The sequence below is a fragment of the Deltaproteobacteria bacterium genome (genome assembly GCA_019310525.1).
Classification (GTDB): Bacteria; Desulfobacterota; DSM-4660; order Desulfatiglandales; family HGW-15; genus JAFDEE01.
Genome location: JAFDEE010000027.1, coordinates 1 through 13876, shown reverse-complemented (window position 1 = coordinate 13876; position 13876 = coordinate 1). Strand labels below are relative to the sequence as shown.

Below are 13876 nucleotides of genomic sequence, written 5' to 3'. Positions count from 1 at the left end.
ATGATCGCATGATTCGCCGGGAACGAAAGTTTCGGAGTATGAACCCATGAAAAAAGGAACTCTTTCTTACAAGGATGCCCTGCGTTATCTCTACGGGCTTCAAAAATACGGCATCAAGTTCGGTCTTTCCAAGACCTCCAATCTCCTGGAAGCCTTTGGAAATCCGCATCAAGGGCAACGCTATATTCATATCGCGGGAACCAACGGAAAAGGGTCCGTGGCCGCCATGCTGGAATCAATCCTCCTGGAATCCGGCATGAGGGTGGGATTTTACTCCTCACCCCACCTGGTAAGTTTCACGGAACGCTACCGCGTGAACGGGAAGAACATCGATCCGAAGAGGGTCGCTGAGCTTACCGGAAAATTGATGGAAGTGATCGACCCCGGGCATTTCCCGACCTTCTTCGAGGTGGCGACAGCCATGGCCCTGATCTATTTTGCAGAGGAAAAAACCGATATCGCTATCATGGAAGTGGGCATGGGAGGACGTCTTGACGCCACCAATGTGATCACCCCCCTTGTTTCAGTGATCACAAATATCTCCCTCGAGCATCAGGCCTTCCTCGGCCACAGCCTCCTGCAGATAGCAAGCGAGAAGGCCGGGATCATCAAGCAGGGGGTGGACCTGGTGACCGGGGCCACCCAGCCTCATGTCATCCGGCACCTCGACCTGGCGTGCAAGGCCAGGGAGGCCCCCTTCTGGCGGGTGGGGAAAGATTTCCGGTACCGGTCTTGCAATGGAGGGTTTCATTATTATGGCCTTGGCAGACGCCTGAACAAAGTGAAACTGGGCCTTGTGGGCACGTTTCAACACCGAAACGCCGCGACGGCCCTTGGTGCCCTGGAAATCCTGGAACGAAAGGGGTACCGCTTCAGCCATGACGCTATCCTGAAGGGCCTTAAAGGCGCCAAGTGGCCGGGCAGATTGCAAGTCGTATCGCTCCGCCCGCTGACCGTTCTGGACGGAGCACACAACCCGGCCGCCGTCAAGAAGTTGGCGGAGTCTGTTCGTGAGTGCTTCCGATACAGACGGCTCATCCTCGTACTCGGCGTAATGGCGGACAAGGATATCCGGGGAATCGTGGAAGGGATCGTCCCCCTGTCGGACTACTTGATCGCCACCCGACCGATCTATTCGCGATCGGCTGAACCGGGGGAAATCATGAAGGCGGCGAAAAAGATCATGAGGGAGGGAGAAGTTCTTCCCGGCCTTCGCCAAGCCCTTGACAAGGCACGCAAGATAGCCGATGCTGGAGACATGGTGCTCGTATGCGGGTCCCTCTTCACCGCCGGGGAAGCCCTTTCCTATTTCGATCCCGGTCGGTATCCCCTGGAGGATGTTTGAAAGGAATGCGGGGGAACAAAACGTCCGTTGAGACCCCAGCATGAACCGGATTCTCCCCATGAAACAAGTGAGACGCAATCAAGGTTTCCTCAGAGGATGGTTACGATGCCTGGCCGTCATCCCGGCCGTCCTCATGCTGGCAGGCCTGCATGCCCCACCCCCGTGTTTTTCCAAGAGCAAGTGGGGAGGGGAGCGACTCTTGGAGGACAGGAACGCGCGCTGGCAAATCACGGCCAGACACTTGAGTTACAATGCAAAGGAAAATCTGTACACGGCCAAGGGGGATGTCACGATCTCCAAGGGGGACAATTTCCTTTTCGCCGAAAGGGCCATGTACAACGAGAAAACGGGCATCGTCCAGGTAACGGGCGATGTGCGCCTGGAAAGCCACGGTGACCTGATAACGGGCGAGACGGGGATTTTCGACCTCAAGAGCCATTACGGACAGTTGACGCGGGGCCATATTTTTTTAAGGGAAAACAATGTACATATCCGGGGCTCCTCCATGATGCGGATCGGGCCGGAGACCTATGTGGTCAGGGGGTGCCGCGTGACCACTTGCGATGGAGACAGACCGGCCTGGAGCATCACCGGATCAGAGGTCAAAATCACCTTGGAGGGATACGGCTACGTCAAAAACGCCGCCTTCCGCATCAAAAATTTCCCGGTCTTTTACCTCCCATACGCCGTATTCCCCGTCAAAACCAAGCGCCAGTCAGGGGTCCTCCCTCCTCGGGTGGGGTACTCGGACAGGAACGGAGGAGAAATCGAGATTCCCATCTTCTGGGCGATTTCCGAGAATACCGACGCCACCTTCTATGAACGATACATGACCCGAAGGGGATTTATGCAGGGCCTGGAGTACCGGTATCTCGCCCGTGACGGCTCCAAAGGAACGTTTCTGCTGGATATCCTTCGGGACAAGGTGGAACGGAAGGATCTCTCGGATCCGAAAGAAGCGGATCTCAGTCCCGATCCCAGGACCAACAAGACCCGGTACTGGCTCAGGGGGAGGGCCGACCAGGAATTCCCGCTCGGGGTCAATGCGAGGTTGGACGCCGATTTCGTGAGCGACCAAGACTACCTGAAAGAATTCATGGGAAAAATGTACGGCTACCAGGCAAGGCCGGACCTGGTGGACTTTTCCGGGAGGCCGATGGATGACACATACTCGCCCCTCAGGCGTTCCACCCTTAGATTGAGCCGGGATGGAGAGAATTACAGCCTTCAGGGTCAGACCTCTTACTACCAGCGGCCGGAAAACCCGCCTGATGACGAGACACCCCAACCGCTCCTCGGCCTCGCCTTCGCCGGGCTCCCGTCTCCTATCGAGGATCTCCCCCTCTTTTACGAAGTGGGGGCCTCCCATGATTACGTATGGCGGGAGAAGGGGATCAAGGGGCACAGCATAGCCTTTTCTCCTGAGCTCACCTATCCCTTCCGCCTCGGACGGTATCTGGAACTCGAACAATCCCTTGCCTTTGACTCGGACGTCCAATGGATGGACGGGAACACGGGGGGGAACGACCGGCAAAGCAGGGCCGCCTATGAATCGAAAACGCGGATTTCCACGATCCTGGAAAAAACCTTTGATATCCATTGGGGCGATGCCAGGAGAGTAAAACACAAATTTGTTCCTTCCCTCACATATACCTACCGTGGGTATAACGATGAAGATCGATATCGGCCCTGGTTTGAACCCATCGACGAAAAGGGAAAGATCAACACCCTTACCCTCACACTTGAAAATCTGCTCGATGCCCGCATGGAAAACGAAAAGGGGGAAAGATCCTATGCCCAATGGGGGACCTTCAGCCTCAGCCAGGCTTACGATCTCCACGAGGCCAGGAGAGACGAAGAACCCTGGAGGGGCAAACAACCCTTCGAACCCCTCACCGCCGTCTTGACCCTTACTCCATCTCCTGACCTTGACCTGAAGTCGGAATTCCAGTGGGATCATTACGAGGATCAAGTGACCCTGGCCGACCTGTCCTTCGAATTCAGGGTTCCCCGCTCCGGGGGAAGAAAGGACTCCTTTTCCGTGGATTACCTCTATGAAAAAGGTGGCACCAACAGCCTGAGCTACCACCTTGATCTCAATCTCACCGAGGGATTTTCCATGGGCACCTCCGTCAGGAGGGATTTCGATCGGGGGGACGCATTAGAGAACAGCTACTACCTGGATTACACCGCCCAGTGCTGGGCCGTACGGTTCACTGTGAAAGAGGAGGATGATTCGAGCAGCTTCATGGTCACCTTCCGGCTCCTTGGGCTGGGGAACCTCCCGGAGAAATAGGGAGCAATCGTCCTCCTGACTCAATCTAGACCGGGGGGCAAGAGAGGGGGGAGACGAGCCGGGAGCCCGAATTCGAGATACCGGGGCGAACCCCGTATGGGCCGGCAGGGCTCCGGGCAGTTACGCCGGGGGGTGGGGATTGGCTTCTCCTGCCTTCCTTGACACCACTCAACCCTTTCTTTATAGTTCCAAACAATGCTTCAACGCTCTTGAAAAAGTTTTTGGGGGGAGAAATGAAGACAAGGATCGGTGTGCTTTCCGCAGGCAGGGATTGCCCGGGGATCAACAGTGCGATCCATTGGCTTGTCTACTCCGCATTGGATAAGGATCTCGTGCCCATCCGAGGCATGATGTTCGAGATCATCGGGATCATAGACGGATGGAAAGGGCTCATCCAGGTCAAACCAGACAAAAAGGAGAGCCGGAAGCGATGGACCATGAAACTGGATGAGAACCTCGTCCGGACCTGGGACCGCTATGGAGGCACGAGGTTGGGGACAAGTGTCCTGAATCCTTTTGATCCTAAAAAAGACAGATCGGAACTGCTCCTGGAGAATATCAAGAAACTGGGGTTGGACGCCCTGGTGGTCATCGGTGGATTCGACAACCTCGGAGTCGCCTACAAGCTGTTCCGTGAAGGGGTCCCGATCGTGGGGATCCCTAAGACCATCGACAAAGATCTATCCGAGACCGACTATACCTTGGGATTCGACTCGGCCGTAAATATCATTACCCACGATATCGACCGGCTGAGGATCACCGCCGGATCCCATAGCCGCGTTTTCGTGGTCGAATCCATGGGGAGACGAGCAGGATGGCTGGCCTTGGAAGGAGGAGAGGCATCAGGCGCCGCTATCATCCTGATCCCGGAACACGATTTTGTAATGGAACGTGTCATCGAACTGTTGAAGATGAGGAAAAAGTCCGGGAAGCGGTACAGCATCGTACTGGTCTCCGAAGGAGCCAAGCCCAGGGGGCTGGAGGAAGTCCACGAGAAGCGGGGCCGGGACGGCTTCGGCAATTACTACCTCGGGGGGATCGGCGGGTTCATCGCCGAGGAAATTGAAAAGCATTCGAACCTGGAAGTGAGGTACGTGGCCCTCCGGCACCTCCAAAGGGGCGGGGCCCCCACAGCCTATGACCGTCGGATGGGACGAAAGTTCGGCGTGGCGGCCATCGATATGATTGTAAATGAGGACTTCGGACGCATGGTGAGCCTGAAACAAGGAGAAATTACCACGGTCCCCTTCAAAAAGGCCCTCGAAAAGTTAAATCTGGTTGACGTAGAGAAATTTTACAGCACCAAGAATTACAGGACCCTGGATCGGATCCTCTAAAGGCTTCGAGACCTTTGAAAAACGCGCCGTTTTCCCGAATCGGCGCCTAGGTGAAAATCTTTCCTGGATTCAGGATCCCCTTTGGATCGAAGGCCTTCTTTACCCGGAGCATCAGGTCAATCGCGGTTTTGGATAGTTCCATGCCCAGATAGGGGGCCTTGGTGAGTCCGATACCATGTTCCCCTGAAATCGTCCCTCCCATTTTCAGGGTGTGCCTGAATAGATCCTTCACCGCGAGTTCGGCCCTCTCGCTTTCGCCTTCCTTATCCTTGTCATACATGATGTTGACGTGCAGGTTTCCATCGCCGGCATGCCCGAATGTGGGCATGGAGAGCCGGTATCGGGTTTCAAGTCCCCGAAGGATATCGATGAACTCGGCAATACGGCTCCTCGGCACCACGACGTCCTCGCTGATCTTGTGGGGCCCGTAAACGAAAAGGGTTTCTGATATCTCCCTGCGAATCTCCCAGAACTCCTCCGCTTCCTCCCCACGTGTTGCCGCACGAAAATCGAGGCATCCGCCTCCTTGGCAGGCCCGCCGGATCCTCTCAGCCTCCATTTCCACGGAACTCCGATCACCATCCACCTCGATTAGGAGCAGGGCCTCGGCACCAGGGGGGATGAAATGCCGCGTTTGATTCCGCATACAATCGAGACACAGCCTGTCCATGAACTCCAGGGTGGCGGGAAGGATTCCGGAGCGAATCATTTCCGATACGGTCCGCACGGCAGTTGAGGCCCGATCAAAGAAGGCGAGCATGGATTTTTTCATCTCCGGCTTGGGGAGAAGCCGCAGGGTGATGGAGGTGATCACGGCCAGGGTACCCTCGGAGCCCACGACGAGTCGGGTCAAATCGTAGCCCACCACCCCTTTCGGAGTTTCAACGCCGGTACGCAGCATCTCCCCGGTGGGCAGGACCATGGACAACCCGATCACGTAATCACGTGTCACACCATACTTGACGGCCCGCAGCCCGCCGGCACAGGTTGCCACATTTCCCCCGATCGTGGAGACGCGGAAACTGGCCGGGTCGGGAGGATAAAAGAGGCCTACCTTTTCCACCTCTTCCTGAAAACGGGCCGTCACGACTCCCGGCTCCACTTCGGCGATGAGATTGTCCCGGTCGATACGAAGGATCCGGTTGAAACGGTCCATGGCCAAGACGAGCCCCCCCTCCACGGGCAGAGCACCCCCCGTCTTTCCGCTTCCCGCTCCCCTCGGGATTACCGGGAATCCCACTTCGTTGGCCAGAAGAAGAATACGCGACACCTCTTCCGCATTGCCCGGGAAAGCCACGGCTTCCGGCACGAACTTAAGATCAGTGGCATCTGAGGCGAATTTCTCTGTTTCATCCGGCCGGGTGAGAAGATGCTTCGGGCCGAGAATTTGGTAGAGGGCCTGGAGGGTGTATCCGTCCATCACGGCCGCACGGGACTTCTACTCTTCAAGGAGTGTTGCAGGGTCAAGGAGTCCATGAATCTCAGGTTCCCGCCCATGGGGATCCCGAGGGCGATCCGGGTAACCTTCACGTTTCTGGAGACCAGGAGCCCGGCCAAGTAAGAAGATGTCGCCTCCCCTTCCGTGGTTGGGTTGGTGGCCAAGATCACTTCTTTTACTTCTTCCCTGTCCAGGCGCTTGAGGAGCTCACCGATTTTCAAGTCCTCAGGTCCAATGCCATCAAGGGGGGAAAGGGTTCCGTGAAGCACATGATATCGTCCCCTGAAGGCGCCGGATTCCTCTATGGCCATCTGGTCATCAGGGCCTTCCACTACGCAGAGCACTTCGGCGTCCCTGCTCTCGTCACGGCAAATCCTGCAGGGATCGCTGTCGGTAAGGTTGAAGCAGACCGAGCAGAGCCGTATGCTCTCCTTAACGTGAAGGATGCTCCGGGCCAGATCCCGGGCCAACCCCTCATCCTGTCTGAGAATGAAGAGGGCGACCCGCGTGGCGGATTTTCGCCCGATGCCGGGGAGCCTTGAAAGTTGCGAAATAAGCTCTTCCAGTGGCGGGGGATAGATGGACATGACTCGATACTCAGGAGGTCAGCCCGGGGATATTGGGGATGTTCATCCCCTGCGTCAATTTTCCCATCTCTTCACTCACCATGTCCTTTGCCCGTGTCAAGGCGTCGTTTACCGCGGCCAGGACCAGATCTTGGAGCATCTCCGGGTCCTCTGGATCAATGACTTCGGGATCTATTCGGATGGAAAGAATTTCCTGCCGCCCATTGGCAACGGCTATCACCATGCCGCCCCCCGCTGAGGCCTCCACGGTTTTATCACCCAGTTCTTCCTGGAGTTTGGCGATCTTTGCCTGAAACTTCTGGGCCTGTTTCATGATGTTTCCCATGTTGGGTATGCCTTTCACTGTTCATGCCTCCCTATGGTTTCTTGGTATCGTCGGGTTGTAAAGGGTCTGAATTCCCCGAGGGGACTTCCCCCTTGAGTTCTCCCTGAAACATGTCCAGGACTTCCTGGACCGAGGGGGGAAGGTTGACTTTCATTTCGGGCCTGGAGATCGAGCCCTCTTTTTTGGGGGGCCCCAGGTTTCCGTTTTCCTTCCTCCTTTCCCCCACAATCTTGATTTTCACTTCTCGGTTGAAATACTGCCTGCAGTACCTCAACAACCTGTCCATTCGTTCGGCATCCTCGAAGTAATCCGCAGAAAAGGGATTCCCTCCCTTGGAAAGCACCACGGTATCCCCGGAAGATTCCAGGAGGCTGAATTCCTTCAACACGTTGGCTATCGGACCGCTCTTGGAAGAAAGGAAAATCAGGAATCCGTCCCAATCCAGGGAGACCGGCCTTTCTTCGGGTGTCTTTTCCTTCCACTGGATGCCGGGATCGGAAAGCTTCCTTAAGGGTTCCGGCGTTGAGGAAAGAGGATCGCTCAATCTCCTTTCAAGCTCTTCGATCTTTTTCAGCAGGGCATCAAAGGAAAGGCGCGACCCGAGGCTGCACAGTTTGACCAGGAGGACTTCCAGGACCAACCGCGGATGGGATGAATACCTCAAATCCTCTTCCCTGGAGATAAGCAGGTTGAGGGTCTGCTGCAGCCTCTCCTCCCCGGCCATTCGGGCCTGTTTGCGGATCACTTCCAGGTCGCTCTCAGTCACGTCCAGGAGGTCCTCTCCCGGGGCCACGAGGCTCACCAGGAGGTTCCTGAACTGATCCATCAAGCTTCGGTAGAACTCTTTCAGATCATAACCGTAATTGTAAACTTTGTCTACAATCCGGAAGCACTGCTCCACCTTTCCCTCGATCACGGCCCCGGTCGTTTCAAGAAGCAACGCCCGGTCCACGAGGCCGAGGATGTCCGCGATGTCCCGGTCCTTGACCTTGGAACCCGTGTAGGCGATGACCTGATCCAGCAGGCTTTGGGCATCCCTCATGCTGCCCTCCGCCTCCTTGGCGATGAGGGCGAGTCCGGATGGGTTGATTTCGATTCCCTCCTCAGCCGTGATCTTGCCCAGGTGTTGGACGATCTTGGCAACGGGAATCCTCTTGAAATCAAACCTTTGGCATCTGGAGAGGATGGTTATGGGCACCTTGTGGGGCTCGGTCGTGGCGAAAATGAACTTAACATGGGGCGGTGGTTCCTCAAGGGTCTTGAGGAGGGCATTGAATGCCGGCAGGGTAAGCATATGGACTTCATCGATGATGTAGACCCGGAATCTGCTGGATGTCGGCATGTACTTGATATTCTCACGCAGATCCCTGATCTCATCAATTCCCCGGTTGGAAGCCCCGTCGATCTCCTGCACGTCCACCGAGGATCCGCTGGTGATCTCGGTGCAGGAAGGGCACCGATTACAGGGGACGCCCGGTTCTCCCTCCTTGCAATTGATGGCCTTGGCGAGGATACGAGCAACGGACGTCTTGCCGACCCCCCTGGCCCCGCTGAAGAGGTAGGCATGGGCAAGCCGGTCCGTCCGGATGGCATTGACCAGGGTGAGGGTAACATGTTCCTGGCCGATGACATCCTGAAATACCTGGGGGCGCCATTTTCTGGCTAGGACTTCATAGGCCATGTGGTTCTCTTGAGAAAAAAATGGCGGAGAGAGAGGGATTCGAACCCTCGGTACCACTTTTGGCGGTACACGCGATTTCCAGTCGCGCTCCTTCAGCCAGCTCGGACATCTCTCCGCGGTTTCGAAAAACCGAAATCCTCTTTTGTTGGACCATTTATATTAACACACCCCATCCACCTTATCAACAGGCTTTGAGACACCTTTGGCTTCATCGAGTGAATCGAACAGGATGCATGAACAGGCTGTTGAAAACGTAGCGAGCGTAACTGAGACACGGCAAAGAGACCTTTGAAAAATGCTCAATTTTGGTCAAGTTCAAGGAAGGCGAAAATTTCAACCGCCCCGCTTTGTATCCCAAGCGGGACAAGCATCCATACATTGAAGTATTTCGAGGATTAAACCACTGTCGGCTGAAGCCGAAAGCTCAGGGGCCAAGGGGCCGAGGGTTCAAGGGGTCAAGCGAAAAACATCTTTCTTTAAATCCCGGTTTCTCACTCGAACCCTGGGCCCCTTGAATCCTTGAACCCTACTAAGAAAACGATCCAACTAAAGTCTTCGCCTGGAAAGCCCAAGGTTCTCCCATTTACAGACCGGGACATTAAAATCTGAGCCTGACCTGTCTGCCGTGCCTGCCTGTCCCGTTGGAACGGCAGATAGGCCCGGCACAGGCAGGCGCCGCAATTGGGCAAAAGGGGGCGTTTTTCAAAGGTCTCGGCAAAATGAGGCTAAATGGCGGAGAGGGTGGGATTCGAACCCACGTGCCCCGCTCTTCACGGGACAAGTCGATTTCGAGTCGACCCCGTTACGACCACTTCGGTACCTCTCCGCTCTTCTTTCCTTGCCTGCGGAAAGAAAAAAAACGCTGGATCAGCCGGGCACACTCCTCACCCCGGATCCCCGAAATCACCTCGATCTGGTGGTTCAGGCGCTCATCCCGGGAAACGTCATAGAGGGAGCCCGCCGCGCCCCCCTTCGGATCCCCGGCCCCGTAAACAACCTTAGCCAACCTTGCATGGAGGGCCGCCCCCATACACATGAGGCAGGGCTCAATGGTGACGACAAGGGTGAACCCCGTCAAGCGATAATTCCCGACCCTGGCACCCGCCTCCCGAAGGGCCAGAATCTCGGCATGGGCCGAAGGGTCACACAGGGAAATGGGCTGGTTATGTGCCCTTGACAGGATCCGTCCCTCAGGACTGACAATCAGTGCCCCAACCGGCACTTCCCCTTTCTCGAATCCCTGCCGTGCCTCTTCGAGGGCCAACCCCATGAGTCGAGGGTAATCGGCTTCCATATCACGATAATGACTAGCATGAACAGGGCGCTACCGTCAATGGATTTCGCTTCTCCAGAGGCCCTGGGGAAGATCGGCGCCAGGAGGGGAAAACCAAGGGACATGAATTTCAAAGCAAATCGTGGTAGGTTGGGAAGCAAGCGGGTTCCCAGGGTGTCCGCCAGGGGGGCCCCCTGCGAACCGAGAAAAGCCATGAGAGCAAGGAGGATCAATCCACGTGTCCATGCCATTTGATGACCCTGGGGTGGGAGAGGAAGATATCCGGAGGGAAAAGGAAAAGGCCCGACGGCTGCGCCGATCGGCCTGGTGGATGCGAAGGACCCAGGAAGGGATCTGTTATTATTGCAGGCGCCGCGTCGGCAGGGAAAACCTCACCATGGATCACATCCTGCCGCTGAGCCGAGGAGGGAAGAGCCGAAAGGGCAATATCGTTCCCGCCTGCAAGGAATGCAATAACAAGAAAAAATACCTCCTCCCCCTCGAATGGGAGGAATACATGGCCTCCCTTTCCGGGGAAAAGGGTTCCGGGAAAGGGGACTAGCGTCTCTTTACCTGCACGACGCTCCCGATGATCTCGTCCCGGGCCACCCCCAGGTATTCCGAGGCCCGGCCCAGGTTGACCGCGATTTCGAGCCTGTCCGAGCTGTTGACGAGCGCGAGTGGTTGTCCTTCTTCCGCCTCGGAATAGGTCCGTGAAAGCCGGTCGATGACCAGGTGCCCGACCTCGATGAGTGGAGTGGCAGATCCGAGAAAACCCTCCAGGACCTCCCCCGAAATGTTGGTGATACAGTTGCCGAATCCGTCCACGTGGACGATCTCGCCGTACAATACCCCATCCCTTTCCCGCGGTCGCGGCAGGGGGATGGTGACCGGTTGCTGGAGGGGGCTGCCCAGTCTGTCAGGTTGAACCCCGAGGGAGAGATGGGCCGCAACAGGGGCGAAGATGTCGCGCCCGTGGAAGGTACTGGTGACGCGGGGCAGGAAGAAGCGTGATTCCTTCAGGTGATAGGCCTTCAGGTCGGGGCAATCCTGGATGATGGATGTGAAAAGGCCGTTGTCAGGCCCCACAAAAAATTGCCCGGCGGCCTGGATCACCAAGGGGCGCCTTTCGCCGCCCACGCCCGGATCCACGACGGCAACGTGGACCGTGCCCTCCGGGAAAAAGGGATAACTCTCATGAATGACAGAGGCCGCCTGGAAGATGGAGCCCGGCCTTACCAGGTGGGTAATGTCGCAGACCGTGGCCCTTGGATTGACCGACAGGATCACTCCCTTCATCATGGCCACGTAAGGGTCGCTCAGGCCGAAATCAGTGGTGAGGGTGATGATTCCAGAGGGTTTCACGGCCAGTTCTCGATGAGCTTCGGTAGGAGTTCCCCAGCCTTTCCGGTGAACACGAAATCCATGAATTCGGACTGGGGTGTTTTCTCAATGTTGATTTCCGCCAAGACTGCCCCCCCTGCCTTCGCCTCCATGGAGAGGGAAGCGGCCGGTTGCACAACCGCCGAAGTCCCGACAACGAGCATTACCTGGCACTCTCTTGAGGCTTGTATAGCACGGCGCAGGAGCGCCTCGTCCAGGGACTCGCCGAACCAGACCACGTGGGGTCTCAACAGACCGCCACAATCCCGGCATTTCGGCAAGGGCCCCAGATCGGAAGAATCGTCAAGAGACACCCTGTTGCATCGGGTACAGCGAACCTTCCAGAGATTCCCGTGAATCTCCAGGATATTCCGGCTCCCGGCCCTTACGTGAAGGCCGTCGACGTTCTGGGTGATCAAAGTGAAATGGGGGATTCTTCTTTCCAGTTCGGCCAGGGCCTCGTGGGCGGGATTGAATGTAACGCGGTTGATGAGACTCCGGCGCCAGTTGTAAAACTCCCATACCCGCCTGGGATCCCGGGCAAAACCGGAGGGGGTGACCAAATCCATCACGTCCTGGTTACGCCAGAGGCCGTTCTCTCCCCTGAAAGTGGGCACCCCGCTTTCTGCAGAAACACCGGCGCCCGTGAGGACCGCCACCCTTTCGGCTGACGCCAGTTTCTGCCTGAGGATCTCCAGTTCGTCCGCCATGATCGGGAGAGTAATGGAAACCCCTCCCCAAGTCAAGCAGGTGACGGGCGGCGCAAACCGGCCGGGAAGGAGGCGCATGGGGATCAGGAGAGTCGGACTAAAATGATTGATCTTGCCGTCCACATGTGCTATCCAGACAATCTTGATGATAATAGGACTTTCATGGGAAACCGGGTGTGCAGCGGTTTTCCTTCCGGTGGATTTTCGGCCGGGGCCCTTAATTTGCCAACACCATGAAGCTTGGAAAGGAGTGAGGAGATGACGGCAAAACTTATCAAAGGCACGGAAATTCGTGAAGAAATCCTTCAAGAAATCGAAGAGGAAGTAAAAAAGATCAAGGAAGAACACGGTGTGGTTCCCGGATTGGTCACGATTCTCGTCGGAGAAAATCCCGCCTCGGTCTCTTACGTGACCCTGAAGATCAAGACGGCCAACCGGCTTGGATTCAAGGAGATCCAGGACAACCAACCGGAGGATATCTCAGAAGAAGAACTTCTTGCCCTGATCGACAAGTATAACAAGGATGATACCATCAACGGAATTCTCGTTCAGCTTCCACTTCCGAAACACATCAATGAAAAGAAGGTGCTCAACGCCATTGATCCCGACAAGGACGTGGATGGATTTCACCCGGTCAATGTGGGCCGATTGATGATCGGCGGTTCGGAGGTGAAATTTCCCCCTTGCACCCCGGCGGGCATCCAGGAAATGATCGTGAGGGCGGGAGTGGAGACCAGCGGCGCTGAGGTCGTCGTGGTGGGACGCTCCAACATAGTCGGGAAACCGATCGCCAATATGATGCTGCAGAAGGGTCCGGGCGCCAACTCAACGGTGACCGTCGTCCATACGGGAACCAGGGATCTGGCCTTCCACTGCAAGCGGGCCGATATCCTCATCGTGGCAGCGGGTGTGCCAGGACTGGTCAAACCCGAGTGGATCAAGCCGGGGGCCTGCGTAATCGATGTAGGTGTCAACCGGGTGGGCGAAAAAATCAGTGAAAAAACGGGGAAAAAGGTGCCCATCCTCAAGGGGGATGTGGACTTTGACGCTGCCAAGGAAATCGCTGGATGGATCACGCCGGTGCCTGGAGGCGTTGGTCCCATGACCATCACAATGTTGATGAAGAACACCCTCCGTTCCCTCAAATTTAAGTTGGGGATCGCCTGATAACAGAACAGACGAGACCCTTGAAAAACGTTCAATTTTGTTCAAGGTCAAGGAAGGCGAAAATTTTAACCACAGGAATACATTGAAGTATTTCGAGGATTAAAATTTGGGCCTGACGCCGAGATTGGGCAAAAGGGGGCGTTTTTCAAAGGTCTCACAGACCTTGCGGGTTTCGATGAACAGGGCCCGGGCGCCATGGTGCTCGGGCCCTTTGCTTTACCCTTAAGCCTTGGGGCGGGGCCGCAGTCGATCTATGCGTTGGAGGAGGGCCAGCAGGTATTTTTCCAGTTCACCGGCCCTTTGAAGTCTCCTTTGGGGATCCTTTGCAAGGATC

The 13876-nt window shown here is 56.3% G+C and carries 12 protein-coding genes and 2 tRNA genes; 5 read left to right on the top strand and 9 right to left on the bottom strand.

The annotated features are described in order from the left end of the window. Positions 1–46 precede the first annotated feature (46 nt). The 3 genes from JRF57_06730 (at position 47) to JRF57_06720 (ending at position 4978) form a co-directional block, all read left to right on the top strand. Complete coding sequence (locus JRF57_06730) at positions 47–1345, top strand: bifunctional folylpolyglutamate synthase/dihydrofolate synthase (protein MBW2303394.1); 1299 nt, start codon at positions 47–49, stop codon at positions 1343–1345. 40 nt (positions 1346–1385) lie between these two features. After that, complete coding sequence (gene lptD / locus JRF57_06725) at positions 1386–3641, top strand: LPS assembly protein LptD (protein ID MBW2303393.1); 2256 nt, start codon at positions 1386–1388, stop codon at positions 3639–3641. 233 nt (positions 3642–3874) lie between these two features. Further along, a complete protein-coding gene (locus tag JRF57_06720) occupies positions 3875–4978 on the top strand; it encodes an ATP-dependent 6-phosphofructokinase (GenBank protein ID MBW2303392.1) in 1104 nt (367 codons plus the stop codon). Between the two features lie 46 nt (positions 4979–5024). On the opposite strand, the gene JRF57_06715 is transcribed toward JRF57_06720, so the two are convergent. From JRF57_06715 to JRF57_06685, 7 genes are all read right to left on the bottom strand, one after another. Next, complete coding sequence (locus JRF57_06715; GenBank protein MBW2303391.1) at positions 5025–6398, bottom strand: FAD-binding protein; 1374 nt, start codon at positions 6396–6398, stop codon at positions 5025–5027. Continuing rightward, positions 6398–7003 carry a recombination protein RecR gene (gene recR / locus JRF57_06710; GenBank protein MBW2303390.1) on the bottom strand — a complete coding sequence of 202 codons (606 nt, stop codon included), beginning with the start codon at positions 7001–7003 and terminating at the stop codon, positions 6398–6400. The genes JRF57_06715 and recR overlap by 1 nt, the downstream gene beginning before the upstream one ends. Positions 7004–7013: 10 nt before the next feature. Further along, positions 7014–7328, bottom strand: coding sequence for a YbaB/EbfC family nucleoid-associated protein (locus JRF57_06705; protein MBW2303389.1), 315 nt, complete (start codon positions 7326–7328; stop codon positions 7014–7016). 31 nt (positions 7329–7359) lie between these two features. After that, entirely contained in the window at positions 7360–9009 is a 1650-nt protein-coding gene (gene dnaX / locus JRF57_06700) for a DNA polymerase III subunit gamma/tau (GenBank protein MBW2303388.1), read from the bottom strand. Between the two features lie 21 nt (positions 9010–9030). After that, positions 9031–9124: transfer RNA gene (locus JRF57_06695), tRNA-Ser, on the bottom strand. A 615-nt stretch (positions 9125–9739) separates the two neighbouring features. Next, positions 9740–9835 (bottom strand) — tRNA-Ser (locus JRF57_06690). Continuing rightward, positions 9812–10303, bottom strand: coding sequence for a nucleoside deaminase (locus tag JRF57_06685; GenBank protein MBW2303387.1), 492 nt, complete (start codon positions 10301–10303; stop codon positions 9812–9814). The genes JRF57_06690 and JRF57_06685 overlap by 24 nt, the downstream gene beginning before the upstream one ends. Positions 10304–10526: 223 nt before the next feature. Between JRF57_06685 and JRF57_06680 the strand changes: the two genes are divergently transcribed. After that, the gene (locus tag JRF57_06680) at positions 10527–10844 is read left to right on the top strand and encodes an HNH endonuclease (protein MBW2303386.1); all 318 of its coding nucleotides are present in this window, start codon (positions 10527–10529) and stop codon (positions 10842–10844) included. Here the strand turns inward: JRF57_06680 and JRF57_06675 are convergent. Together JRF57_06675 and JRF57_06670 are read right to left on the bottom strand one after the other, a co-directional pair. Then, positions 10841–11647 carry an SAM-dependent chlorinase/fluorinase gene (locus JRF57_06675; GenBank protein ID MBW2303385.1) on the bottom strand — a complete coding sequence of 269 codons (807 nt, stop codon included), beginning with the start codon at positions 11645–11647 and terminating at the stop codon, positions 10841–10843. The two genes, JRF57_06680 and JRF57_06675, sit on opposite strands and share 4 nt — an antisense overlap. After that, a complete protein-coding gene (locus JRF57_06670) occupies positions 11644–12375 on the bottom strand; it encodes an NAD-dependent deacylase (protein ID MBW2303384.1) in 732 nt (243 codons plus the stop codon). Before JRF57_06670 ends, JRF57_06675 begins: the two co-directional genes overlap by 4 nt. 258 nt (positions 12376–12633) lie before the next feature. Between JRF57_06670 and folD the strand changes: the two genes are divergently transcribed. Continuing rightward, positions 12634–13542: a bifunctional methylenetetrahydrofolate dehydrogenase/methenyltetrahydrofolate cyclohydrolase FolD gene (gene folD, locus JRF57_06665; GenBank protein MBW2303383.1), complete on the top strand. Its 909-nt coding sequence runs from the start codon at positions 12634–12636 to the stop codon at positions 13540–13542. Positions 13543–13876 lie beyond the last annotated feature (334 nt).